The sequence below is a fragment of the Agromyces sp. ISL-38 genome, assembly GCF_018613935.1.
In the GTDB taxonomy this organism is placed as follows: Bacteria; Actinomycetota; Actinomycetes; order Actinomycetales; family Microbacteriaceae; genus Agromyces.
This window is the reverse complement of sequence record NZ_JAGGPF010000009.1, coordinates 482951-507315: the sequence shown is the minus strand read 5'-3', so window position 1 is coordinate 507315 and position 24365 is coordinate 482951. Positions and strand designations below refer to the sequence as shown.

The 24365-nt window shown below is 64.3% G+C and carries 29 protein-coding genes; 17 read left to right on the top strand and 12 right to left on the bottom strand.

What is annotated here, in order from left to right; all coding sequences use genetic code 11:
- Positions 1 to 133 precede the first annotated feature (133 nt).
- On the bottom strand, positions 134 to 508 hold the full coding sequence (locus J7E25_RS09905) for a glyoxalase superfamily protein (protein ID WP_214869950.1): 375 nt from the start codon (positions 506 to 508) through the stop codon (positions 134 to 136).
- Between the two features lie 138 nt (positions 509 to 646).
- Here J7E25_RS09905 and J7E25_RS09900 point away from each other — a divergent pair, with 138 nt between their 5' ends.
- On the top strand, positions 647 to 1222 hold the full coding sequence (locus J7E25_RS09900; protein WP_214869949.1) for an HhH-GPD-type base excision DNA repair protein: 576 nt from the start codon (positions 647 to 649) through the stop codon (positions 1220 to 1222).
- A gap of 140 nt (positions 1223 to 1362) precedes the next feature.
- Here J7E25_RS09900 and J7E25_RS09895 read toward each other — a convergent pair whose 3' ends face one another.
- The 3 genes from J7E25_RS09895 to J7E25_RS09885 all read right to left on the bottom strand — a co-directional run bounded on the left by J7E25_RS09895 (position 1363) and on the right by J7E25_RS09885 (position 3194).
- On the bottom strand, positions 1363 to 1830 hold the full coding sequence (locus J7E25_RS09895; protein ID WP_214869948.1) for a MarR family winged helix-turn-helix transcriptional regulator: 468 nt from the start codon (positions 1828 to 1830) through the stop codon (positions 1363 to 1365).
- A gap of 52 nt (positions 1831 to 1882) precedes the next feature.
- A complete protein-coding gene (locus J7E25_RS09890) occupies positions 1883 to 2251 on the bottom strand; it encodes a DUF2255 family protein (protein WP_214869947.1) in 369 nt (122 codons plus the stop codon).
- A 145-nt stretch (positions 2252 to 2396) separates the two neighbouring features.
- On the bottom strand, positions 2397 to 3194 hold the full coding sequence (locus J7E25_RS09885; protein ID WP_214869946.1) for an alpha/beta fold hydrolase: 798 nt from the start codon (positions 3192 to 3194) through the stop codon (positions 2397 to 2399).
- 856 nt (positions 3195 to 4050) lie between these two features.
- Here J7E25_RS09885 and nrdH point away from each other — a divergent pair.
- The 6 genes from nrdH (at position 4051) to J7E25_RS09855 (ending at position 9872) form a co-directional block, all read left to right on the top strand.
- Positions 4051 to 4284, top strand: a complete 234-nt coding sequence (gene nrdH / locus J7E25_RS09880; protein ID WP_026481845.1) for a glutaredoxin-like protein NrdH — start codon at positions 4051 to 4053, stop codon at positions 4282 to 4284.
- Between the two features lie 58 nt (positions 4285 to 4342).
- Positions 4343 to 4765, top strand: coding sequence for a class Ib ribonucleoside-diphosphate reductase assembly flavoprotein NrdI (gene nrdI / locus J7E25_RS09875; protein ID WP_214869945.1), 423 nt, complete (start codon positions 4343 to 4345; stop codon positions 4763 to 4765).
- 20 nt (positions 4766 to 4785) lie between these two features.
- Positions 4786 to 6891, top strand: a complete 2106-nt coding sequence (gene nrdE, locus J7E25_RS09870) for a class 1b ribonucleoside-diphosphate reductase subunit alpha (RefSeq protein ID WP_214870064.1) — start codon at positions 4786 to 4788, stop codon at positions 6889 to 6891.
- A 4-nt stretch (positions 6892 to 6895) separates the two neighbouring features.
- On the top strand, positions 6896 to 7705 hold the full coding sequence (locus J7E25_RS09865) for an NUMOD3 domain-containing DNA-binding protein (RefSeq protein ID WP_214869944.1): 810 nt from the start codon (positions 6896 to 6898) through the stop codon (positions 7703 to 7705).
- Positions 7702 to 8724 (top strand): class 1b ribonucleoside-diphosphate reductase subunit beta, encoded by a 1023-nt coding sequence (gene nrdF / locus J7E25_RS09860; protein WP_129519652.1) that lies wholly within the window; start codon positions 7702 to 7704, stop codon positions 8722 to 8724. The genes J7E25_RS09865 and nrdF overlap by 4 nt, the downstream gene beginning before the upstream one ends.
- 122 nt (positions 8725 to 8846) lie before the next feature.
- Positions 8847 to 9872, top strand: a complete 1026-nt coding sequence (locus tag J7E25_RS09855; RefSeq protein WP_214869943.1) for an SEC-C domain-containing protein — start codon at positions 8847 to 8849, stop codon at positions 9870 to 9872.
- Here J7E25_RS09855 and J7E25_RS18440 read toward each other — a convergent pair.
- Positions 9841 to 10017 carry a hypothetical protein gene (locus tag J7E25_RS18440; protein WP_214869942.1) on the bottom strand — a complete coding sequence of 59 codons (177 nt, stop codon included), beginning with the start codon at positions 10015 to 10017 and terminating at the stop codon, positions 9841 to 9843. The two genes, J7E25_RS09855 and J7E25_RS18440, sit on opposite strands and share 32 nt — an antisense overlap.
- Here J7E25_RS18440 and J7E25_RS09845 point away from each other — a divergent pair.
- From J7E25_RS09845 to J7E25_RS09830, 4 genes are all read left to right on the top strand, one after another.
- Entirely contained in the window at positions 9934 to 10329 is a 396-nt protein-coding gene (locus J7E25_RS09845) for a hypothetical protein (RefSeq protein WP_214870074.1), read from the top strand. The genes J7E25_RS18440 and J7E25_RS09845 overlap by 84 nt on opposite strands.
- A gap of 505 nt (positions 10330 to 10834) precedes the next feature.
- Entirely contained in the window at positions 10835 to 11800 is a 966-nt protein-coding gene (locus tag J7E25_RS09840) for a restriction endonuclease (protein WP_214869941.1), read from the top strand.
- Positions 11797 to 14790: a hypothetical protein gene (locus J7E25_RS09835; protein WP_214869940.1), complete on the top strand. Its 2994-nt coding sequence runs from the start codon at positions 11797 to 11799 to the stop codon at positions 14788 to 14790. Before J7E25_RS09840 ends, J7E25_RS09835 begins: the two co-directional genes overlap by 4 nt.
- 203 nt (positions 14791 to 14993) lie before the next feature.
- Entirely contained in the window at positions 14994 to 15194 is a 201-nt protein-coding gene (locus J7E25_RS09830) for a hypothetical protein (protein ID WP_214869939.1), read from the top strand.
- Between the two features lie 122 nt (positions 15195 to 15316).
- Here J7E25_RS09830 and J7E25_RS09825 read toward each other — a convergent pair whose 3' ends face one another.
- Together J7E25_RS09825 and J7E25_RS09820 are read right to left on the bottom strand one after the other, a co-directional pair.
- On the bottom strand, positions 15317 to 15928 hold the full coding sequence (locus tag J7E25_RS09825) for a VanZ family protein (RefSeq protein WP_308164482.1): 612 nt from the start codon (positions 15926 to 15928) through the stop codon (positions 15317 to 15319).
- Positions 15925 to 16380: a M15 family metallopeptidase gene (locus J7E25_RS09820; RefSeq protein ID WP_308164481.1), complete on the bottom strand. Its 456-nt coding sequence runs from the start codon at positions 16378 to 16380 to the stop codon at positions 15925 to 15927. Before J7E25_RS09820 ends, J7E25_RS09825 begins: the two co-directional genes overlap by 4 nt.
- Before the next feature lie 320 nt (positions 16381 to 16700).
- Here J7E25_RS09820 and J7E25_RS09815 point away from each other — a divergent pair, with 320 nt between their 5' ends.
- The 3 genes from J7E25_RS09815 (at position 16701) to J7E25_RS09805 (ending at position 18311) form a co-directional block, all read left to right on the top strand.
- On the top strand, positions 16701 to 17174 hold the full coding sequence (locus J7E25_RS09815; protein ID WP_214869937.1) for a DNA alkylation repair protein: 474 nt from the start codon (positions 16701 to 16703) through the stop codon (positions 17172 to 17174).
- Positions 17175 to 17200: 26 nt separating this feature from the next.
- The gene (locus J7E25_RS09810; protein ID WP_214869936.1) at positions 17201 to 17950 is read left to right on the top strand and encodes a formylglycine-generating enzyme family protein; all 750 of its coding nucleotides are present in this window, start codon (positions 17201 to 17203) and stop codon (positions 17948 to 17950) included.
- Positions 17951 to 18083: 133 nt separating this feature from the next.
- Entirely contained in the window at positions 18084 to 18311 is a 228-nt protein-coding gene (locus tag J7E25_RS09805) for an RNA-binding S4 domain-containing protein (RefSeq protein ID WP_214869935.1), read from the top strand.
- Positions 18312 to 18400: 89 nt separating this feature from the next.
- Here J7E25_RS09805 and J7E25_RS09800 read toward each other — a convergent pair whose 3' ends face one another.
- A complete protein-coding gene (locus J7E25_RS09800) occupies positions 18401 to 18817 on the bottom strand; it encodes a hypothetical protein (RefSeq protein WP_214869934.1) in 417 nt (138 codons plus the stop codon).
- Between the two features lie 216 nt (positions 18818 to 19033).
- Here J7E25_RS09800 and J7E25_RS09795 point away from each other — a divergent pair, with 216 nt between their 5' ends.
- A complete protein-coding gene (locus J7E25_RS09795) occupies positions 19034 to 19681 on the top strand; it encodes a LysE family translocator (protein WP_214869933.1) in 648 nt (215 codons plus the stop codon).
- Positions 19682 to 19816: 135 nt separating this feature from the next.
- Here the strand turns inward: J7E25_RS09795 and J7E25_RS09790 are convergent, their stop codons facing one another.
- The 3 genes from J7E25_RS09790 to J7E25_RS09780 form a co-directional block, all read right to left on the bottom strand.
- Complete coding sequence (locus J7E25_RS09790; RefSeq protein WP_214869932.1) at positions 19817 to 20224, bottom strand: VOC family protein; 408 nt, start codon at positions 20222 to 20224, stop codon at positions 19817 to 19819.
- Positions 20225 to 20298: 74 nt separating this feature from the next.
- A complete protein-coding gene (locus J7E25_RS09785) occupies positions 20299 to 20835 on the bottom strand; it encodes a putative immunity protein (protein ID WP_214869931.1) in 537 nt (178 codons plus the stop codon).
- A gap of 4 nt (positions 20836 to 20839) precedes the next feature.
- On the bottom strand, positions 20840 to 21283 hold the full coding sequence (locus tag J7E25_RS09780) for a DUF6194 family protein (RefSeq protein WP_214869930.1): 444 nt from the start codon (positions 21281 to 21283) through the stop codon (positions 20840 to 20842).
- A gap of 85 nt (positions 21284 to 21368) precedes the next feature.
- Here J7E25_RS09780 and J7E25_RS09775 point away from each other — a divergent pair, with 85 nt between their 5' ends.
- Positions 21369 to 22091, top strand: a complete 723-nt coding sequence (locus J7E25_RS09775) for a MerR family transcriptional regulator (RefSeq protein WP_214869929.1) — start codon at positions 21369 to 21371, stop codon at positions 22089 to 22091.
- Complete coding sequence (gene arr, locus J7E25_RS09770) at positions 22088 to 22498, top strand: NAD(+)--rifampin ADP-ribosyltransferase (RefSeq protein WP_214869928.1); 411 nt, start codon at positions 22088 to 22090, stop codon at positions 22496 to 22498. Before J7E25_RS09775 ends, arr begins: the two co-directional genes overlap by 4 nt.
- Positions 22499 to 22565: 67 nt before the next feature.
- Here arr and J7E25_RS09765 read toward each other — a convergent pair whose 3' ends face one another.
- Positions 22566 to 24299: an L-aspartate oxidase gene (locus J7E25_RS09765; RefSeq protein ID WP_214869927.1), complete on the bottom strand. Its 1734-nt coding sequence runs from the start codon at positions 24297 to 24299 to the stop codon at positions 22566 to 22568.
- Positions 24300 to 24365 lie beyond the last annotated feature (66 nt).

The window sequence follows — 24365 nt, the reverse complement described above, 5'->3', positions numbered from 1 at the left end:
CAGGTCTGCCCGCACGCCCGGTGGTTGAGCAGCGCCCGCGCGTAGTCGGAAGCGTATCGAAACCCTTGGGTTGAGTAGCGCCCGGCGGAGCCGGAAGCGTATCGAAACCAACCCGTGAACCCGGTGGCGGGGTCTATCCGTAATTGGGCAACTGCTGCAGGGTCCACTTGTTGCCGTCGGGGTCGTTCAGGGTGACGAAGCGGCCCCACGGCTGCTCGTCAACGCCCTCGGCCTCGACGCCGTTCGCGTGGAGATCGGCGAGCACCGCGTCGGCGTCTAGGATGACGACCTGGATCGAGTCCTGCTGGCCCGGCTGCAGCGTGCCGCCGATGCCCTCGCCGAACGCGATCGAGCAGGCCGAGCCGGGCGGCGTGCACTGCACGAAGCGCAACGTCTCGGAGACCCGCTGGTCGTGGTCGGCGTTGAAGCCGAGCTTGTTCACATAGAAGTCCTTCGCTCGGTCGACATCGGTGACGGGCACGAAGATGAGTTCGATCTTCCAGTCCATTGGGTGTGCTCTCCTTCTCGATGGGCAATCGGCTTCATCGTGGCACCGACCCCTGACGTTCGCACCCCGGTGGTTGAGTAGCGCCCGGCGCAGCCGGACGCGTATCGAAACCACACCCGAACTGCGAAGATTGACCCCATGGCGCTGAACTTCACCGGAGACACGGCCGCCGACGAGCTGCTCGGCAACCACGCGTTCGCACTGCTCACGGGCATGCTGCTCGACCAGCAGGTGCCGATGGAATCCGCATTCGCCGGGCCCGAGAAGATCCGCCAGCGCATCGGCACGATCGACGCCGCTGCGATCGCCGACTACGACCCAGAGGCATTCGTCGAGGTGTTCAAGCAGACGCCGGCCGTGCACCGGTACCCGGGCTCGATGGCGGGGCGGGTGCAGGCGCTCGCCGTGGCGGTGCGCGACGACTGGGGCGACGACGCATCCGCCATCTGGACGCAAGGCGACCCCGACGGCGCCGAGGTGCTGCGCCGCTTGAAGTCACTGCCCGGCTTCGGCGAGCAGAAGGCGAAGATCTTCCTGGCGCTGCTCGGCAAGCAATTCGGGCTTCAGGCGAGCGGATGGCGCGAGGCCGCCGGCCACTACGGCGAAGACGGCGTGTACCGCTCGGTCGCCGACATCGTCGACCCCGAGTCGCTCGTCAAGGTGCGTGCCACGAAGCAAGCGGCCAAGGCCGCCGCGAAGGACGCGAAGAGCTAGGCCGTCTGCTTGGGGTCGATCGTCGCTTCACGGGTGTGGTTTCGATACGCGGCCGGCTCCGCCGGGCGCTACTCAACCACCGGACTGGCCGGGCGCTGCTCAACCCAAAGGTTTCGATAGGCGGCCGGCTTCGCCGGGCGCTACTCGACCGCCGGACTGGCGAGGCGCCCGAGCACGCGGGACGAGACATCCGTCAGCGCCTGCTTCTCGTGGGGCTCGAGATGGTCGAGGAAGAGGCTGCGAATCGCCATCGCGTGATCGCGCATCGCCTTGAGCAGGGCGAGGCGGCCGGCCTTCGTGAGCACGACCAGCGTGCCGCGGGCGTCGGTGTCGTGCTCGACGCGCTCGACGAGCCCGCGGGTCGCCATGCGCGTGAGCTGGTGCGACACCCGGCTCTTCTCCCAGCCGATCTTCTCGCCGAGGGCACTCGGTCGGAGCTGATGCTCAGGGGCCTTGAAGAGCGTGAGCAACACGCCGTAGTCGCCTTGCGAGATGCCCGCGTCGCGTTGGAGTCGGCGGTCGAGCTCGCGGGCCAGGTGGTTGTGCATGGCTACGAAGTCGCTCCAGAGAGCCCATTCGGACTCGTCGATCTCGGACACCTCGGACATGCCTTCGAGGCTACCCGATCATTGGTTGACACGTCAGCTTTCGGTCCAGTCGTCAGCGTGGATCCACCCGAAGGGTCGTGCTCGTGGCGGCGTCACTCGTGATGGCCCGCACGCCGCCGCTTCCCGTGCCGTACTTGGCCCGATAGGCCTCGTCGATCTCGGCGTCCAGTTCGTCGGTGCGATGGAAGGTCACGTCTTTCGTTACTCCGCCGGCCTCGATGCGCCCTTCGCCGCGAATCTGGGTTCCTCTGAACCATGCGGCATCCGGACCGTTGACCGAGCGGATGTAGATCGCATCGCCGATGCGCACCGACCAGATGATGACGCGCTTCCGCAGGGAGCCGTCGCGCTTCATACCGGCGATGCGCAGCTCGCCGGCGCGTCCGATGCGATCGAGTTCGTCCTCTGTCCAAGCGGTCATCGCTCAGTCCCTCCTCGCGGGCCAGGTTCCAGGTCGTCATCTCGACTCTCAGAACGATCGCCGATGCCTGACAGGCCCCAGCACTACACCCTTCGCCCACCGATCGGGCGGTGGCCGCAAAGCCTGGGTGGCGGCATCCGCTCGCTCAGTCGACGAGGAACTCCGCGATCGTCAGCGCCATGATTCTCGGCTCCCAAGTGTGATCGGCTGCCGGGATGACGCGCTTCTCGGCGTTCGGCAGCGCCGCCACGATCGAATCGGCCGCCGGCCCCATGAAGTCGAGGGTCTCCTCACCGACGAGTGCGAGCGTGGGCTGGGTGACGTCGCGCCAGAGCTCTGCGCGCGGAGCGCTCTGCGTCCACGCGAGCGACTCCGAGTCGGGCTCGAGGCTCGGGCCCATCGCGGTCATGATCGGCCAGCCCGGGCTCGCCTTCGCGCCCTCGAGCCATTCGCGCGGCATGTCCTTCATGAAGTACTCGATCGTGGCGTCGCCGTCACCGATCGCGATGCGCTCGCGCAAGCCGGCGAGAAACTCGGTGCCCTGCGAGCCGAGCTCCTCGTCGAGCGGCACCTCCCAGAGCACGAGCTTCGAGATCGGGAGCCCGGATGCCGCGGCTGCGAGCGCGATCGCACCGCCCGACGAGCTGCCGAACAGGGCGACCGCGTCGTCGGCGCCCTCGGTGACGGTGGCGATGAGCGCGCGCAGGTCGTCGAGGGTCTGCGCGAGCGTGATCGGACCATCCGCCGGGCTCTCGCCGCGGCCGCGCCGGTCGTAATTCACGACGGTGAAGCCGTGGGACGCGAGAATCGTGGCCATCTCGGCCGTCGTGGGATCGAACGCGCGGAACTGCATCGCCCCGTGGACGAGGATCACGGGCGGCCCGGAGCCCTCCATGTCGTAGGCGATGCGGGTGCCATCGGCGGATGTCACGTACAGGGTCATCGTCGAGTCCTTCCTCCTGCTCGGGGTCAGGCTACCCAGCCCGTCCGACGGCCGCATCGAGCTGGGGTCGGGTGGCGCGGTCGGGATCTCGATACGCCTGCTTCGCGAGTTACTCGACCGCTGCGCGAGTGAGTCCCGACGCGCCTCTGCGATCCCACTCCCGCGGATGAGGCACATTCGGGCGACACACCGGGGCGGATGCCCCGACACGCCGCGGTCGCGATGAATCTGCCTCATCCGGGCGCTCGCGGGCTACTCGACCGCCGGGGAGGGGGGTCTCGATATGCCTGCTTCGCTGGCTACTCGACCGCAGGGCGAGTCGGTCATCACTGCGCGCCTTTGGGCTCTCCCACTCCCGCGGATGAGGCAGATTCGCGCGCCACGCCGAGGCGGATGCCCCGACACGCCGCAATCCCGATCGTTCTGCCTCATCCGCGGTGCAGGCAGAGGTGCGGGCACAGACACGGGCGCGAGTGCGGGTGCGCGGACGCGCCCCAGGAATGTCGGTGGGTGGTGGCATCGTTGGAGTCACAACACCATATGTAGGGGTCGGCGGGTCGAGCAGGCCCAAGGGATCGTGCCGGGCGACACGCCGCGACACGCCCGGCATCCGTCCACAGGCGAAGAGTTGTCCAGCTCGCCGCATGTGGATAACCTCGGGGCCACCCGCGAGAATCCGCCGATCGTCGCGACATCCGTTGTGCACAGCCGGTGGAGAAACCGGTGGATAACTACACGAATGTAACTACAGCATGTTGTGGCAGTTCAGTTACACAGGCACTAGATGTAGTATTAGAAGTCCAGTGAGGTACTGGGGGCGAGCTCCCTCGGGAGCCCGGAGAACGAGGGGAAGACAATGACGGTAACGGTTTACACGAAGCCTTCGTGCGTGCAGTGCAACGCCACGTATCGTGCCCTCGACAGCAAGGGCATCGAGTACGAAGTGCTCGACCTGTCTGTCGACGAGAACGCCCTCGCGCAGGTCAAAGAGCTCGGTTACCTGCAGGCGCCGGTCGTCATCACCGACGAAGGTCACTGGTCCGGTTTCCGCCCCGACAAGATCGACGAACTCGCCTCACGCCTCGCATAGCGGCCCTCCGGTCGCTCGGGGGAGCAGCCGGAAGCGAACGCAGTGCGAAGGATGAACCATGACGAACCTGGTCTACTTCTCAAGCGTTTCGGGCAACACGCAACGATTCATCGAGAAGCTCGGTCGCTCGGCGACCCGCATCCCGTTGTACGCGCGTGACGAAGCGCTCACGGTCGACGAGCCGTATGTGCTCGTCGTTCCCACCTACGGTGGCGGCGACGGGCACGGTGCGGTGCCCAAGCAGGTCATCCGCTTCCTCAACGACCCGCACAACCGTGCACTCATCCGCGGCGTGATCAGCGCCGGCAACACGAATTTCGGTACGGCCTTCGGCCTCGCCGGCGACGTCATCGCCGCGAAGTGCCACGTGCCGCACCTCTACCGCTTCGAAGTATTCGGAACCCCTGACGACGTTCGCGCCGTCGACGATGGATTGGACGCATTTTGGCGAACTCAGCAATTGCAGACGGTGTCTCAGTGATCGAGGCACCTCGCACGGCGATGGATTACCACTCGCTCAACGCGATGCTCAACCTCTACGGTCCGAACGGCGAGATCCAGTTCGAGAAAGACCGTGAAGCGGCGCGCGAGTACTTCCTGCAGCACGTCAACCAGAACACCGTCTTCTTCCACTCGCTGAAAGAGCGCCTCGACTACCTCGTCGAGAAGGAGTACTACGAGCAGGCCGTGCTCGACCAGTACTCGTTCGAGTTCACCCAGAAGCTCAACGACCTCGCCTACTCGAAGAAGTTCCGCTTCGAGACCTTCCTCGGCGCGTTCAAGTACTACACGAGCTACACGCTCAAGACGTTCGACGGCAAGCGCTACCTCGAGCGCTTCGAAGACCGCGTGGTCATGACGGCGCTCGGCCTCGCCCAGGGCGACGAGCAGCTCGCCGTCGACCTCGTCGAAGAGATCATCGGCGGCCGCTTCCAGCCGGCCACCCCCACGTTCCTCAACACGGGCAAGGCGCAGCGCGGCGAGCTCGTCTCGTGCTTCCTGCTCCGCATCGAAGACAACATGGAGTCGATAGCCCGCGGCATCAACTCGGCCCTCCAGCTCTCGAAGCGCGGTGGCGGTGTGGCACTGTCGCTCAGCAACATCCGTGAAGCCGGCGCGCCCATCAAGCAGATCGAGAACCAGTCGTCGGGCATCATCCCCGTCATGAAGCTCCTCGAAGACAGCTTCAGCTACGCCAACCAGCTCGGCGCACGCCAGGGCGCCGGCGCCGTGTACCTCAGCGCGCACCACCCCGACATCCTGCGCTTCCTCGACACCAAGCGTGAGAACGCCGACGAGAAGATCCGCATCAAGACGCTGAGCCTCGGCGTGGTCGTGCCCGACATCACGTTCGAGCTCGCGAAGAACAACGAAGACATGTACCTCTTCTCGCCGTACGACGTCGAGAAGGTCTATGGCAAGCCCTTCGGCGACGTGCCGATCAGCGAGAACTACCGCGCCATGGTCGACGACGGGCGCATCAAGAAGACGAAGATCAACGCGCGCGAGTTCTTCCAGACCCTTGCCGAGATCCAGTTCGAGAGCGGATACCCCTACATCGTGTTCGAAGACACGGTGAACAAGGCCAACCCGATCAAGGGCCGCATCAACATGTCGAACCTGTGCTCCGAGATCCTGCAGGTGAACACGCCGACGACCTACAACGAAGACCTCTCGTACAACGTCATCGGCAAAGACATCAGCTGCAACCTCGGTTCGCTGAACATCGCCCTCACCATGGACTCGCCCGACTTCGGCAAGACCGTCGAGACTGCCATCCGCGGCCTCACCTCCGTGTCGAACCAGAGCCACATCACCTCGGTGCGCTCGATCGAAGACGGCAACGACAAGTCGCACGCCATCGGCCTCGGCCAGATGAACCTGCACGGCTACCTCGCCCGCGAGCGCATCTTCTACGGCAGCGAAGAGGGCATCGACTTCACGAACATCTACTTCTACACGGTGCTCTTCCACGCGCTGCGCGCCTCGAACCGCATCTCGATCGAGCGCGGCGAGAGCTTCGACGGCTTCGCCGACTCCAAGTACGCGTCGGGTGAATTCTTCGACAAGTACACGGATGCCGCGTGGGTGCCCGAAACCTCGAAGGTCGCCGGGCTGTTCGAGGCATCCGGTGTGCACATCCCCACGCAGCAGGACTGGGTGGAGCTGAAGGCCTCCGTGCAGGACCACGGCATCTACAACCAGAACCTGCAGGCAGTTCCGCCCACCGGGTCGATCTCGTACATCAACAACTCGACGGCGTCGATCCACCCGATCGCGTCGAAGATCGAGATCCGCAAGGAAGGCAAGATCGGCCGCGTCTACTACCCGGCGGCGTTCATGACGAACGACAACCTGGAGTACTACCAGGACGCCTACGAGATCGGCTACGAGAAGGTCATCGACACGTACGCCGCGGCGACGCAGCACGTCGACCAGGGGCTGTCGCTCACGCTCTTCTTCAAGGACACGGCGACCACGCGCGACATCAACCGCGCGCAGATCTACGCCTGGAAGAAGGGCATCAAGACCATCTACTACATCCGCCTGCGGCAGATGGCGCTCGAGGGCACGGAGCTGGATCTTTGCGTGAGCTGCACGCTCTGAGCTCATGATCGAGACAGTCGAGTGGTCGCCAGAATTGGGGCAGGGAGCTCCAATCGTGGGCACCGTCTATGGGTTCCGAGTGCGGGCCACGGGCGAGTATCGCTATGTGGGGCAGACCACAAAGACTTTGAGGCGTCGAATGAGTGAGCATCGAAAGGTAGCTCGAAAGGGGCGTAAGACCCCGTTCTACGACTGGCTGCGAAAGAGTCCGGATGACGCGTACGAGGTCGTTGTGCTCGAGCATGTTGTGACGACTCGCGAAGACCTCGGCCACGCAGAGATCGGATGGATTGCGCTCTATCGTGCGACAGGTGACCGCCTGTTGAACCTCTCAGAGGGTGGGCTCGGCCCGACTGGTGTGGTTTGGACAGATGAGCAGCGGAAGGCGGCTGGCGATCGCGCGCGGGGGCGCCCGACCGGCGTCCACCGATTCGGTGCGGACTCTCCCGTGTGGGGACGCACGCATTCTGACGAACAGAAGGCGAAGTGGTCTGCCATGCGGAAGGGCAGCTACAGCGGACCCGAGAACCCGAACTTCGGAAAGTTCGGCGCCGATCACCCGAGCTTCGGCCACACGATGTCAGCTGAGTCTCGCGAACGGCTCTCTGAAATGCGACGAGGCGAACTCAACCCGAACTTCGGGAAGACCGCCAGCGATGAGACCCGCGCGAAAATGTCAGCGGTGCGCAAGGACAGGCCGATGCCTTCAAGCGTGCGGAGCGCCCACACTCGCCATCACACCAACAAGGGCGTCTTCAAAGAGACTTGTCGACACTGCGTCGACGACCAGAACAACGAAAGAGGCACCTCATGACCCTCACAGACCCGGTCAACTCGGCACAGAACGACCCGGCACACGTCGGCGGCAAGCTCAAGCTCGTCTCCCACGTCAACGCGATCAACTGGAACAAGATCCAAGACGAGAAAGACGTCGACGTCTGGAACCGGCTCGTCAACAACTTCTGGCTGCCCGAGAAGGTGCCGCTGTCGAACGACGTGCAGTCGTGGAACACGCTCACGCCTGAAGAGCAGACGCTGACGATGCGGGTGTTCACCGGCCTCACCCTGCTCGACACGATCCAGGGCACGGTCGGCGCGGTGTCGCTGATTCCCGATGCGATCACCCCGCATGAAGAGGCGGTGTACACGAACATCGCGTTCATGGAGTCGGTGCACGCGAAGAGCTACTCGTCGATCTTCTCGACGCTGTGCTCGACGAAAGACATCGACGACGCCTTCCGCTGGTCGGTCGAGAACGAGAACCTGCAGAAGAAGGCTGCGATCGTCATGGAGTACTACCGTGGCGACGAGCCCCTGAAGCGCAAGGTCGCCTCGACGCTGCTCGAGAGCTTCCTGTTCTACTCGGGCTTCTACCTGCCCATGTACTGGTCGTCGCGGGCGAAGCTCACCAACACCGCCGACCTCATTCGCCTCATCATCCGCGACGAGGCCGTGCACGGGTACTACATCGGCTACAAGTTCCAGAAGGGACTCGAGCGAGTCGATCAGGCCAAGCGCGATGAGCTGAAGGACTACACGTTCTCGCTGCTCTACGAGCTCTACGACAACGAGGTGCAGTACACGCAAGACCTCTACGACGGCGTCGGCCTCACCGAAGACGTCAAGAAGTTCCTGCACTACAACGCCAACAAGGCCCTCATGAACCTCGGCTACGAGTCGATGTTCCCGTCCTCGGTCACCGACGTGAACCCGGCGATCCTCTCGGCCCTCTCCCCGAACGCGGATGAGAACCACGACTTCTTCTCGGGGTCGGGCTCGTCGTACGTGATCGGCAAGGCCGTGGTGACTGAGGATGAGGACTGGGACTTCTGATCCGTCTGAGAGAAGCGACGACAGGTGATTCAGCGAGCGAGCGAAGCTGATCCGTTTCGGGCGCCTTCATCCTGTCCTGGCTGTTCCCTCCACCTCCGGGAACGAGTGAGGGCATTTGTCACATGACCCTTGGCATCGCATTTGCAGGTCGAGACTTCGCTGGAATCGTCTCGGATCGACGAGTCTCAGGCGGTGGGACAGACCCTGACGATGAGTACACGAAGAACGGGGTTGTCGAGTTCATTGACGCCCGCCTCGCGTATTCATTCACCGGCCTCGCTAGGGCTCCCACGCTGCACCTCGAAACAAACTTGTGGGCCGCAGAGGCGCTCTGCCGTGCCGGGGAGGGGCGCAGGATGCGAGCTGCCCTGGACGATTTCGCCCAGCGGTGCAGCGAGAGGTTTCGCCAGCTCCGGGGTGTGCGTTTGGCTGACAGGGCGGCGACCTTTATCTTCGCGGGTTATGAGCGGAGCGCGTTCGGCGCGCTCGCGCCGGTTGTGGCCACGGTGAGCAACCTCGCGATCGGCGAGTCTGTAGGTGGGGCGTTCACCTTGGCTCTTGAACCGATCGAGGACGGAATTGCCGTCGGCGCCATAGGGAGCGGGGCAGCCCATGTGAACCAGGGCGAAATCACGAGGATAGTTGAGGCGGTCAACCGGTCGCGGCGCACAGACGTTCTTGCTCAGATGACCGCCGAAGTGATTAAGCGAATCGCGCAGCTAGAGGCCACCGTTGGTGAGCGAGTGACGAGCATCATAGTGCCGCCTGACCCAACGATCCCCTGCGAAAGTAGGTATCACGCGGCCACGGCAGCTCGTAGCATCCCGCTTGCTGCGCATGTGATCGCTGCATGGGACGACCGCGGGGCACACATCATGATCGACGGTTCGACCTCAAGGGTGGATCAAGCTGTAGTCAGCGTGCCGAACAGCCCACGGAATAGTCCGTGCCCGTGCGGAAGCGGGCTCAAGTACAAGGCCTGCCACGGTCGGCGAACCCGTCCTGGCGGGCAGCAAATTAGTGCGCCGTACACGCAGCAGATTGGCATGCGTTTCATGATTCTCAAACACGCAGCAAGCGAGGTGGACGTGATGGGCTTGGGAGACGATGGCTCGATCACCGTGGGCGGCAACCACATAGCGAGGTAGCAACGCACTTCCGAATATCCTCAAACTTCTCGATCACCACACGCCCACCATTTGGCTGCTGATGGAGGATGATCGGGGGCTCATCCGTGAACTCTTGGAGGTAGGACTCCAGCTCGTACTTCCTCGCGTCGTCTTGGCCATGCACGATGAAGAGTTGTGTGGATGGCTCGGCGTCGATTCGGCAGCAACTACCGGCGTGGCCGATTCGGCTGCGAGTTCAAGTTCGAGTTTCGACGCCTCGAGAATGCTCATGACTTCCTTTACCCCTGCTCGACGGTACGAGAAAAAGGCAGCGGAAGCCCAGCGGGTAAAGGACGCTCGGAAGCAGTACGTCCGCCTCCATGCTCGACTCGCCGGGTTGTACAACGATTTGCGCGGCCTGTTGTATCCGGGGGAGTCGGCCCCCAACCCGAAGCTCGAAACCATCGAGGCTTCATCTCTAATGGAGGGTGATTGAGCCCGGTCATATCGATCGCCGATCTCATGCGATCGCGATACTGGACGAGGTGGCGGGCTGTCCAGGCCCGCACCTCGCGAATGGCACCTGACCGAGTGTGGGGCGACGGAACTGTTCGCCGAGCTCGACCGGCTCGGCGGCCGAAGGGCGCGCGCGAGCGTCGGCCTGAGAGTCATGCTGGCCCGTCCCGCAGTAACCGGATCGAACGCACCGTCGAGATGTGAAATACGCAGCGCCTGCGTGCATTCGCTTGAGAGCTCCCGCTCGGGATCAAGTAGTTTGAACCAGCTCGCTGAGTATGGGTCTGCAGCGCGTATCAACCGAATGGATCATGAAAGGCCGGACCGCATCAGTACCGCGAGGGGTCACAGGCGTTGCGACGCGAGCGCGCGCACGCGCTGGCAGACAGCCGGAGTATCCTGACGCACTGCCGCCCGGGTGGAGACCTGAAAAACGGCGTGAGAAAGATCCTCCAAATGAAGAGATAAGACGCGAGGATTGCCGCATGACAAAAGAGGCCGTGCGAAGAATCGCAGAGGGGCGTAACGCTGACCTCGTTCCAACGCCACTCTTGTCTCCAGATGAGTTCGAAGATTTCGTTGAACGGCTCCTCAGCGTGCACCGCTTCTGCCCGGAGCCGCTCGTCCACGTAACGAGAGTGGAACGCTGGGGTCGTAAGGGCGACAAGCAGGACGGTATCGACTTCGAAGGAGATTTCAGTGACGGCGCGTCCGCCGCGTGGCAATGCAAACGCCAAGACGCACTCTCCGCTAGCGACGTGAAGGCCTACATCGCGGCCGGTACCTTTACCGCAGACCGGTACTATCTGGCGTTCTCCGGGGAAGCGTCCAGTGAAGCGCGGAAGGAAATGCTGGAACATCCCAAATGGGAACTCCTAGATCAGCGAGGGCTTGGACGAATGCTCCAAGATCTCCCATTACACAAGCGCCGCCAAGTCCTTGACGACACTTGGGGTCCACAATGGCGGCGCCAGTACCTGCAGACGCCAGGCGAAGATGCCTTCCTTTCGATGGAACAGGTTCTGGCGGCCCGAACCGACGAAAACAATCTCATCAACGACAGAGGGATCCTGGTCGGCCGTGACCGAGAACTGGAGGAGCTACGCACCGCACTGAACCGCGATCGTGACTGGCCGAGCGTCATCGTCGTGGCTGGCGCAGGTGGGCGAGGCAAATCCAGAATCCTCGCGCAAGCGCTCAGTGAAGCCGAACAGGACTCACCCCAGATTCCAATCCTCACCTTGGGCCCAGGCCGACAGGTCGACGTTGACGCACTCAAGGAATTGCCCCAGATCCCAGCGACGATCTTCGTCGATGACATCCATCGGGACCCAGATCAGCTGTCCACGCTTCTCGCCTACCAACGGAGCGTTGAGGGCACTCAACTCATCTTGGGCTCGAGGGGCAGGGCATCGATCCGATCAAGAATGTGCTATTCCGAGCCGGCTTGACTGATTCGCAGATCGAGATCATCGACGTTGGGGAGCTCTCGCTCAAGGAGGCTCGCGCAATGGTCGCGGACTTGGCAGCCGGGTTGACCCTTCCACCTGGACTGGGGGAGCACCTCGCCAACCAGGCTCGAGAAGCTCCCTATGTGGCCGTGGTCGCATTGAACTTGGCTCGCCGCGGAGAACTCCAACCCGGCTACCTCAGGCTTGACGACGGGATAAGAAGGCAGGTTCTCGCAAGATACGAGGACGTCCTCATCGGATCGCCCCACGGATTCGACACCGACCTCGTCAAGAGATTCCTTGCCACGGTGGCCGCTCTTGGCACCGTTGATTTCACAGACGCAGACACACAATTGGTGATCGGCGATTTTCTCGGAATGAAACGAACCGACGTCCTCCGCCTCGCGAAGGCTCTCACAGAACAGGGCGCCTTCGTGACAAAGGAAAAGGTCTCACGAGTCATTCCGGAGGTGCTCGCAGATCAGGTTCTTGAAAGTGAGGCCATCGCTTTTGGCAGCGACACTGGATTTGTCTCAGAGCTCTGGGCGGCGTTCGGCGACAGTGATGATTGGCGGCTCCTTACGAACCTCGCTTCGTTGGAATGGCGGCTCACGAGCCAAGGTTTGCCGTCGGTGATCGGACCCATTTGGGATCAGATTCGTGAGTTCATCGACGTAGCTTCACTAAGAACGTTGCAAGCGTTCCTCGGCGCCAGCGCCGACCTCGCCTTCAGTCAACCCGTCAGGCTGATGGAAACTCTCTTGCGAATTCGCGAGAGATTGAACTACCTCACTTCGAACCCGAGCGAGGTGGTCGAGGACGAACTTTTCGTTTCCGTCTGGGGCGGACGTCCAATCCAAGTTGGCGACGTCGAGAAGACGCTCCCGAAACTCTTCGCCGATTGCGCACGCAATGACGCAAGTCTTCTCGAGCAAGCGCTGGACGAGATCTGGTCACTTGCCCGAACCGACAATCGCCCCACCAATCAGTTCACGGAGCATCCGCGGCGAGTGATCATCGATTCTCTGGCGGACATCGGCAACCTTGCCGACCCAAGCTTCCCGTCGAGGATCGTCGAACGCGTCAGACTCTGGCTACAAACACCAGGTGCGGCCTCCGATGCTGCAACACCGCTGTTCCCGCTTACCGCACTACTGGCGAAGGAAGGATCGCGCGTTCGTCTCGCTGATCGACGCACAATCCAGTTCGAGCCGTTCCTCGTCAACGCGGAATGGGCCCACCCCATTCGAGACGAAATCAGATCGGTGCTAGTCGAACAAGGCCTTGCCGACGACATCCGCCGCGCCGCCCAGGCCGTGAAACTCCTGACAGATACGCTTCGCTCCCCGCATGGACAATTCGGACTTGTGATTGACCAGGAGGCAGTCGAGTCGTGGGAAGCCGACGACCTGGACACGATGACCGCGCTCGAAGCTATCGCCGACGGCACTGCGGGCCATGTAGTTCGCCGATTAATACGACGAGGGATCGAATGGCACGCCCGACGTGCCGCATCGCCAACGGTCAAGAAGCGCGCCTATCGCCTTCTCGTCCAGCTGGATCAACTTGTTGATGATGATCTCGCCGAGATTCTCCTGCCATCGCATTTCACAACCGTACCCAGCCAGCGCGGTGTACTGGCCGAGGCATGGGGCGATCCGGATTCGGACCTGGATGGCGACAGCGAATCCGCCATGCGGCGTATGGAACGGGACTCGGCCGCAAGACGCAGACAAGCTGTCGAAGTTGCGGACTCCCTCTGGCATACCGGCCTCTCGGAGGAGTCATTGGCTCAGATAGCGCAGACCCTCGATGAGATTGCTCTCGCCCTAGAGGACGACCGAGACGGCCTGGCAATGCTGTTCCAAGCAGTCGCGGTCGAACGACGTCAATACCTCCCAGGCCTGATCGAGCGTGTGGAGGACGCGCAACACCCCGTGATGGATGCGCAACTTCATGTTCTGCTGGTCGGTCTGCTAATGGCAGACCGGCCGGCTGCGCTCGTTCGTCTCACGTCGATGGGCACCGCCCGAGAGGCTGTACGACTCGCTGCTGCCCGAATGTACAACTCCCTCGAATCAGAGAATCGAGCGGACCTGCACGATCTGAGAGAGCAGGGAATGAGGGATGCGTCCGAGCCGGTTTGCCAGGAGTACCTAGCATCCATGGGGCCCGACCTTGTAGCCAGCGTTGCAAGCACCGCGAACGCCCTGATGGGGCAGCAAGCAGAGCCCAAGACGATCGAGCGCGTTCTCTTCGACGCATGGCGGATCGACGAGGACTGGGCAGCAGAACTGAGTCCGGACGATGCGGCCCAAGTCATCAAGCTCATCGTCGCGAGTGACTGGACCGAATGGATGGCTCAACACATTCTTGTCAAGTTGGCGCCCCTCCATCTTGCGCTCATACTCGACTCGCTAATGGGGGTCGACGGCCTCAGCGAGACGTCACGACACAGCCTCGATCACGAGCTGATCGAGGCATTCCGTATGCAACCAACCGTGGTTGCGGACTGGTTGGTCAGCGAGATCCGGGCCGGAACCGAAGCGGGCACACTCGACTCGATACTGGAGATCATCGGAGGCGAGTCCTTCTCTCAGTCACTGGGCGATGCGATCGCCACCCACATCCCCGATTTGAATGCGGAGCAGACAGCTGAGCTAGTCCGAAGCCTTGCAAGTTCTCAGACTTGGGCAGCCACGTCCCCGGCGCTTGCCTTAGCCGTGTTGACCAACGCCCGAAACAACGGGGCAGAGATGCAAACGGAGATTGAAGAGCAGGTCAGCTACGGCACGCGCCCGCACCACTGGAGCGGGTCCAATGGCGTGTCAGACGAACTCAACGCGGCTCTCGCAGCGAACGAGCAAGCCGCTGCCGACGAGACCGACCCACACCTCCACACCGTATTCGAACAGTCTGCAGAAGTCCTACGAGCCATGATCGAGCGGGATCGGCGGGACTTCGAGGATGACGAGGATGAAGACAAATAGGAGTGACGGCATTCACGATGGCAGTCGAAGAGTGCGTGGCCGGAGAAGGATGAAGCCAGCGAAGGTCTGCGTCGACTGAGCTTTGCACTGTTGGCCGTCCGGCACTCGACGGATGCGCACCGGATCTCCCGAGAATCTGAGAGATCTCGTCTTGCCTCGCCTTGGGGCTGGTGGAGATCGGGCGTCAGGAGGAGATTCCTGTCATGGACCTTTTTCTGATCGTGGCATATCTGGTCGGACTGCTGATCTGGTTTTACATCCTCTACGCGGTCGTGGTTAGGGCGGTAACTGAATCGTTGGACCGGCACTATCGCACCGTGAGGTGGTACGAACACACAGGCGAGTGGCCGGGAAAGCAACCTCCGAGGCCATTCAACGCCGGCCCCGTCAACCCGAAGAAGTAGCAGCGGAATCGACACCGCACCTCCCTGCGTCCTGGCATGGTGCGGAAGCCGCCCGCGCGCCCGCCGGAAGCGATGCGATCTCGTCGCGCGGGCTGTAAGCCGCCCACGCCCCGAAGGAGACACTAGGGCGTCGAGCCGAGCGGGATGTGGACGGCCCGCATGGGCGCGTAGTGCAAGGGGGCGATGAAGATTCCGGCCGCGAGGAGGAAGATCACGGTTCCGATGGAGCACACCCGCGTCATGACGGTGCCGATCCTGTCCTGAAACCGAAGGCGCGCCAGGACGAGCAGGCCGAGACCGGACAGGCCCCCGGCGGTGTTGACGACGAGGTCGGTGATGTCGCAACTCCCGACCGACAGGACCCATTGGGTGACCTCGAGCGCGAGGCTCGACCCGGCGACCACGCCCGCAAGCTTCCACCAGGGCCACGACGGTGCCAGGAGGGCGAGGTAGACGCCGAAGGGAACGAAGAGCACGACGTTCGCGATCACCTCGAGGGGGTCACTGGCGCCATCCTCAGCGGTTGGTACGAACGGGACGAGCTTGATGTGGCGCAGCGCGCCCTCGCCGACATACGGCATATGGAGCTTCCACAGCACGACCCAGGTGAGGAGCACGAGGTTAGCCGCGAACAGCGCGACCAGCAAGCCACGCCCGCCCGCTCGCGAGGGGTGGAGAGCCGGGGGCTCCTCGTGCGTTGACGGCCCGATGCGGAGTCCTGCACCGCCGGTCACTGCTGCATCCTCAGGTCCTGGGTGGGGTCGGTGTACGTGCTGGGGCAGCCTTGATCGACGGCTTCGGGGCGCAGTTCGTAGTGCCAGGGCTCGTTGTCGTAGATCTGGCAAAGTCCGTACACGGCACCATGCTCGGACAGCCACGCCGTCGCATCGTCGTACCCGATATCGACCGCATATCCCGACACGTGAGGAGATGTCGCTGCGGTGGCGACCCAGCGGGCAGCTTCCTCGTGCGAGCCGTACTCAGAGATGGCCTCGCGAAGGAGCTGATCCTGGTACTCGGGAGAACGCCAGCCACTGTTGAGGATGAACACCACTCCGTCGCCCGCGGCATCCGTTGCGGCCTGACGGAGGGCCTCGAGCAGAGCCGGATCGAGGTTGGCGAGCGCCGGAACCTCGTCGTCGAAGACCGTGACGCCGTCAGCAACTCGACCGGTCTCGTCGAGCACCCCGCGGTTCTCGCTGCGAGGAGGCGCTGGTGCATCCGGGGACATCAAGGACGGAGATGCAGACGAGGAGCTGGGCAGCGTGGAGGAGATGGCGGCGGTGGTCGCCGCGATGACGATGACCAGGCCGCAGACGACGAGGAGCCCACGAACCCAGCGAGTCGCTGTTCGTTCTGATCGTCGGTTTCGATTCATGCTGCCAGTCAAGGCCGCGCGGTGTTGCCAGCACGTATGCGGGTTTCGATAAGCGGACGATATGCGCGGGTTCGTAGCATGAACAGCATGCACGTGTTCGGCCCAGCGGAGTGACCGAGAATCGAAGCATGACGGAACCGGCCGAGTTCATCGACCGCACCCTCCAGGCCGAGGGCACCGAGGTGCGGGCGGATGTGGACGCCGACCGGATCGGGGTTGGCCTGAAGTTTTACGGCGCCTCGGAAGGCGCGGTGCGCGGTGCGGTTCGTGACGCAGATCGGCGGTATCCCGGGATGTCGCACGACGAGGTCACGGCGCTCGCCTGGGAGTTGTGGTCGGAGCCGGTGTACGAGCGCCGACTCGCGGCGATTGTCCTCCTGCAGCGCTTTCTAGCGGTGCTACAAGGGAGCGACCTCACCCGGCTCGAGCAGTTCCTTCGCGACGCGCGTGTCCTTGAGCTCGTCGACCCGCTCGCCATCGACGTGGTCGGTCCGCTGCTCGATCGGTTGGAGGAACCGGACGCGACGCGCGCACGACGGATCATCGATCGTTGGTCGGAGTCCGAAGACTGGAACCTGCGCCGCGCCGCCGGTTTGCTCTGAGAGTGAATGAAGGCGAAACTGCCCGGATGACCACCGACATCGAGCTGGCGCGGATCGCGGCTGGCGCCGTCACGCTCCACGACGCCCGCCGCAAGGTGCGGTGGAGCGTCGAACTCGAGCCGTTCGAGATCGGGGTGTACGCGGTGACGCAGGAGCAGCTCGGCGAGATGCTCGGCGAGACGGCGTCGCATCAACGCCGGCCGGCGACTGAAGTGAGTTGGCTGCGTGCGATCCGGTTCTGCAACGCGGCATCCGAGTGGGAGGGGCTCGACCCCGTCTACACCTTCGATGGCGAAGACGTCACATGGCACGTCGACGCTGACGGGTACCGCCTGCCGACCGAGGCGGAGTGGGAGTTCGCATGCCGGGCGGGGTCGACGCGCCCGCTCTACGGCCCGCTCGACGAGGTCGCCTGGACGAGCGCCGACGGCGTGACCGCACCGCAAGACGTCGGCGGGAAGCATCCGAATCTCAACGGGCTCTTCGACACCCTCGGCAACGTCTGGGAGTGGTGCTGGGACCTGCTCGATCCCGCCCGCTACGACGCCTACCGCGTGTTCCGCGGCGGCGGGTTCGCCGATGACGCCTGGAGCGTCAGGGCCTCGACCCGGCGGGGCGGTGCACCGCGCATGCACCACGAAGACGTCGGGTTCCGCGTGGCCCGCGGCGGGTTCGATGCGACGGATGCCGCGCAGGGATGGTCCGCGGAGGCCGACCGGGAACGGGCCGCGATCGACGGCCCGCTGCCGTCGGGGTGGACGCCTCGACGCGCGTGACCACGACTACGTGTCGCTGGAGGTGATTGCCTCCAGACCAGCACTCCGACTACGTGCCCGCAGACCGATCCGCTTGCGGTTGTCCGATGAGGACCGGCTTAGGGGCCGGCACCTGGTCGACTAACATTCGGGGATGACGAACCCGGCTCCGATCGACGACGTCCCGATCGGCGGAGAGGTCATTCGCCTCGGGCAGTTCCTGAAGTTCGCTGGGCTCCTCGACTCCGGTGGAAACGTGAAAGAGGCCATCATCAACGGCTATGTGGCCGTGAACGGCGAGGTTGATCGCCGACGCGGACGGCAGCTGCAGCTCGGCGACATCGTCAGCTTCGATGGACGCAGGGTTCGCGTCTGCCCGTGAGGGTACCTATGCCGACGGAGACAGGGACGACAAGCGCAGAACCGGTGATTCGCGGTCGAGGATCCCTCTGCCGGTCAGGCGCGGCCGCGCTACTCCGCTCCCAGACGCTGGAGCAGCCGCTCCGCCTCCGCGTCAGTGAGCGTCAACGCAGTCCGATCGACCCAAAGGATGGTCGCAACTCCGCAAATGCGCGACCCCTCGTACATCCTGACCGCGTCACCCGGGCCAACTTCCCACCATTGCGGCACCTGCTCAGCGAACAGGGGAATGATAACTGCCTCGGTCGTGTCGCCCTGGCTGATATTGGACTTGCTGAAGCCCAGTACTGGCCCGGCGGTTTGGTCGCCATCCGGCCAGCCCGGAAGCCCCCAGTTCGGCCGATACTGCATTCGAGTCTCGATCGAGTTGCCGCCGAGTACCGAGCGCTGCCTGCCTCCTGCTGAGGTCGCCGTGAAAGCGAGTCGAACACCGAGAGCGGGCCGAGCGTCGATCATGGCTTCAATCATCGCGCAGTCACGCCGTGGCTCACAGTCAGCAGCGCACGGGGGAAGGCCAGGTGCTGACTCGTTGAGGGATCCGCCCGCGGGCCCCTATTCATGGTCCACAGGACGCGCTGGTGTCGCCCACAGGTGGAGCGTGTTCAGCGCTGGCTCGTGCCATACGGTGGAGAGACTGCGCGTCAAAGGAGATGCCCGCGTCATCCGTTGCACGAAGGGGCCATCTTGATCACGCTTGCCGCTGCCGTAGGCATCGCCCTTGTCGAGTTGGGGATGGCACTCACTCCCGGGCCCAACATGGCCTACCTGGTCTCCCGCAGTATCAGCCAGGGGTGGCGCGCCGGCATGGTGTCGATGGCGGGCACCGCAGTCGGGTTCGTTGTCTACATGACGATGGCGAACCTCGGGCTCGCTGCGGTGTTCATCGTGGTTCCCTGGCTCTACACCGCGCTGAAGGTGGCCGGTGCGATGTATTTGCTCTGGCTGGCGTACAAGACGCTGCGCCCGGGCGGCATGTCGCTGTTCGAGACCCGCGAGCTTCCCCGCGATTCCGCCGCCAAGCTCTTCCGGATGGGGCTCGTGACGAATCTGCTGAATCCGAAGGCGGCGCTCATGTACCTGGCACTGATCCCTCAGTTCGTTGATCAGGGCGCTGGCAACGTGGTCGCCCAGGGGTTCCAGCTGGGAGCTATCCAGATCGCGGTGGCCATGGTCGTGAATGGGGCGATCATCCTCGCGGCGGGGTCGATCGCGGTGTTTCTTCAGCGCAAACCCACGTGGATGCGCTGGCAGCGGTGGGTCACCGGGACCCTGCTTGGCGCGGTGGGCGTGAAGCTCGCACTTGACGCGCCAGCCCCCGCGTCGCCCGCGTAGCGGTCATCGGAGTGGCTGCGGCGCGGGACACTCTGGTCTTCCGCGCCGCAGCGCTCAGAGGTTCTACTCGGCGGTGTAGGCGGCGGCCACGTCGAGGATCCAGGTCACCCCGAAGCGATCGGTGAGCATGCCGGCTCAGTTTGCGGATGATTCTCGCGGCGGGTTGTACATGAACTCGATGCGGATGCCGTTGTCGTCCTCGATGAAGGATGCGTAGTAGCGGTCGTTGAATCGCGGGTACAGCTTGGGTTCGCGCACTGCCGTCCAACCCGCGCCGAGCGCGATTGCATGCAGGCTGTCGACCTCCGCGCGCGAATCGACGGCGAATGCGAGGTGCTGCCAGCCGACGCGGCCGTGGCGGTGCGGCCCGCCGCTCGTTTCGCGGGCGGGGAAGAGGATCAGCTCCTCCTCGCCCTTGTACCAGGAAACCGAGTCATCTGCGTCTTGCCGCGTGCAGCCGAGCGCCTGCATCACCGGGTCGAACTGTGCGATCGAGCGAGGCAAGTCGTCGACGCTGATTCCGAGGTGGTCGAAGAGAGGCATCCGGTCATCCTATGGGGGCATTTCGGCGGTGCGGTTTCTCTCGCTCGTCCACCGTCGAGTCCAGCGCTTCGGAATCACGCGTCAGCGAGCTTCGCCTGCAGGTCGCGGATGACGAAGCCGAGGATGCCGGAGGTGAGAAGACCAGTGCCGAGCGGGCCGGCCGAGTCTTCCCCCAGTCGCGGCAAGTGCTGCAGGGCGTTCCTCACCGGCGCGGACATGTGCTCGAGTTGCCATCGAATCTCCTCCGCGACGGCTTCGGCGTCTTCGGGGTAGGCGAGGCTCACGGCTTTCGCGGCGTACGCCGCGGCGCCGAGACCGTGCGCGCCCATATGCGCGACGCCCGCAGCTTGTGCGGCGGATCGCGCGGATGCCATCGCGGCTGGGCTGCTCGCGCTGTGAGCGGCGCGGCCGGCGACGAAGCGGCGGCGTATCTCTTCCGCCGCGCTCAGCTCGCCGCGCGAGAAGGCGCGTGCGCGTTCGATGGCGTCGCGAGGGCGACTGTCGTCGGCAACCTCTGCCTCGTAGATGGGCAGCACGCGTTCGGCGCAGTCCGCCGCCCAGGCGGCGACGAAACGGCGGTCGATCAAGCTCAGCGACTGAAGGGAGCTCACGGTCTTACGCCAGTCGCTCTCGGCGGGTCGCGCGAGCCTTCGCCGCGTCGTGCGCGTTCCGCAATAGAACGAGGAGGGCGTCGCTCGTTCGGGTTGCCGGATTGACGACCGAAAGCCACCCCGCAGCGCCGTAGAGCGGGTGCGCAACGAACGAATCCGGCTCGGCCGGGTCGTCGCCCTCGATCAGTCGTTGCGCCTGACCGCGCTCGACCTGAACGTTCACACGAAATCGGCCGGGCTGTTCGAGTCGGGACCGTTCGTCGTCGGGGTAGTTCTTCGTGATGATCGTGCCGTAGGGCTGCGATCGCTCCGGCATGACCCCGTCTGGTGCGTAATAGAAGAACGCGTCGCCCCACGCGAGCTCGGGGAACTCACTGCCTTCGGCGGGTTGCACGACGAGTGCGCCGTCGAAGCCGAGGACTGCATCGATGATCTGTTGCATCTCCATCTCTCAATCGTGACGCTGAAGTGCTTATGTGGAGTTACAGGATGAAAGACCGGGTATTCAGATGGGGAACCCTCAAGAACAGATCTTGAAAACTGCCGAGCTCGGCCGCCGTGTGGGGTACTCCACCCAGCAGGTGCGCGATCTGGAGCGCCTCGGTGTCATCCCTCGCGCGGAACGGGGGAGCAACGGCTACCGCCGGTACCGCGAGCAGCATGTCATCGCGCTCCGCGCATACCGCGCGCTTGCGGGCTCCATCGGCCCCGTCCCCGCCCGCCAGCTGATGCCCTGGCTGCGGACCTGCTCAGTTGACGAAGTCGCCGAGAAGATCGACGAGCTGCATGCGACTCTCGCGAGCGCTCGCGCTCGCGTGAGAGAGGCACGACAAGCGCTGGATGCCGTTCTTCGAGACGCCGGCGAGGTCTTCGACGAACGCGACGCGATGACGATCAGCGAACTCGCTCAGGCACTCGGTGTTCGCACCTCAACGCTCCGGCACTGGGAGCACGAAGGACTCGTCGCCCCGGCGCGTCGCCCACCCCATAACCGTCGGTACGAATCGAACGCGATCGCCGATGCACGTATCGTCGCCGCGCTCCGAAGCGGCGGCTACCCGATCCCCACCATCGCCCGGGCCCTCGATCAGCTCCGAACTCACGGGATGACTTCTGACGCTCGAGAACTGCTGGACGCTCGCCTCGCCGACCTCACCCGTCGCAGCATCAAGTTACTCGAAGCGGCCAGCGATCTGCACACCTTTCTCCGCGGCCGAATGCAGGACGAAGGTCGTTCGCTTATGCTGTCGCGGTGAGCCAAGCACTGGACGAAGGGCCGTTCTTTCACGGCACGAAGGCCGACCTGCACAACGGTGATCTGCTGACGGCGGGCTTCCGGTCGAACTATCGACCCGAAGTCGTGATGAACCACATCTATTTCACCGCTCTTGCCGATGGTGCCGGACTCGCCGCGGAGCTCGCGGCCGGTGACGGTGCCCCGCGCGTCTACGCCGTCGAGCCGACCGGACCGTTCGAAGACGACCCGAACGTGACCGACAAGAAGTTCCCCGGCAACCCGACTCGGTCATACCGCAGCAGCGCCCCGCTCCGTGTCGTCGGCGAGATCACCGATTGGACGCGGCAGACGCCCGAGGCGCTGCAGGCGTGGAGAGAGCGGCTGGCAGAGCTTCGCGCCGACGAGCGAGGCGAGATAATCAACTGACGAGGTGCGGAAACGCATCGAGCGTGGGGTTCACTCGCGCGACGTGACATCAGCCCTTTCGGACCGTTCACTCGACGAGCTTGCCGGCCGTCGAGACCTCGCGCATGAGCGTCGCGATCTCCTCCGGGATCGGCGGGATCTCCTCTCGGGTCACGCCGGTCGAGGGCGACCAGACGAGGTTCACCTGCAGCGACTCGTCGAGTTCGGGGTAGTCGCTGCGGTTGTGGCATCCGCGGGTCTCGCGTCGTTCGAGCGCCGCCTCGAGGGTCGCACGAGCGGCCAGCGCGGCCGACTTGAGGTCGAAGGCGTGCGCCAGATCCTGGTAGCCGGCGATGTCGGGGTGGACGCCGATGTCGCCCATGCGGGCCTCGATCGCGTCGAGCTCGGCGAGCCCAGTGAGCAGGCCGGCTTCGTCGCGCACCACTCCGGCGTGTTCGGTCATGGTGTTGCGGATGGCGCGCTGCAGGGCGCGCACGTTCTCGGAACCATCCGATGCGAGCAGCGAGGCGATCTCGTCGCGCGCGGTCTGCACGGCGGCCGCCGACCGCTTCTGGGCGTCGAGCGACGCGGAGTAAGAGGCCGCGGCCTGCCCCACGATGCGCCCGAAGACGAGCAGTTCGATGAGCGAGTTGCCGCCCAGGCGGTTCGCGCCGTGCAGGCCAGAGGATGCCTCGCCGATGGCGTAGAGGCCCGGGACGTCCGTGCCGTGGTCGTCGGGTCGCACCCACACGCCGCCCATCGAGTAGTGCGCGGTGGGAGCGATCTCGATCGGCGACTTCGTGATGTCGAGCATCTGCAGCTCGAGCATGGTCTGGTACACGCGGGGGAGCCGCGTCATGATCGTCTCCCGCGGGAGGTGCGAGACATCCAGCCAGACACCGCCATTGGGGGTGCCGCGGCCCTCCTTGATCTCGGTGTAGCAGGCGAGGGCCACGCGGTCTCGTGTCGAGAGCTCCATGCGCTCGGGGTCGTACTTGGCCATGAAGCGCTCGCCGAGACCATTGGTGAGGATGCCGCCCTCGCCGCGCGCCGCCTCGCTGATCAGCGTGCCGGCCGCGTTCTCGGGCTCGATGATGCCCGAGGGGTGGAACTGCACGAGTTCGGGGTCGCGCAGTCGGCCGCCGGCCTCGACGGCGAGCCGCCACGAGTCGCCCGTGTTCTCGTCGCGCCGCGACGAGGTGCGCCGCCAGATGCGGTTGTGGCCGCCGGCGGCGAGGATGACCGCGTCGGCGTGGATGAGGTAGCGCGTGCCGTCGTCGAGGTCGAAGCCGTAGGCGCCGAACACGGCGCCGTCGTCGTTGACGAGGATGCGCGTGACGTAGACCGTGTCGAGGATCGGCACCTTCAACTGTGCGGCCCGGTTGATCAGCGTGCGCTGGATCTCGAGCCCGGTGTAGTCGCCCGCGAACGCCGTGCGGCGGTAGGTGTGGGCGCCGAAGAAGCGCTGGGAGATGCGGCCGTCGTCTTCGCGGGCGAACGGCATGCCGTAGCGCTCGAGGTCTTCGATGCCGCGGGCGGCGCCCGAGGTCACGATCTCGACCGTGTGCGGGTTCGCGAGCAGGTAGCTCTCCTTGAGCGTGTCGGCTGCGTGCTGCTGCCAGCTGTCGTCGGCATCCATTGTGGCGAGGGCCGCGTTGATGCCGCCGGCGGCGAGCGAGGTGTGGGCGTCGGACTTCGGGCGCTTGCCCAGGGCGAGCACGTCGACGCCTGCCTCGGCGAGCTCGATGGCGGCGCGCAGGCCCGATCCGCCGGTGCCGATCACGAGGACGGTGGTGGAGATCTGACGCTCTGAGGTGCTCATGCTTCAACGCTAGGCAGCAGCATTCGATTACTCCAATGCATATAAATCGTCGTAACGATGCGCGTA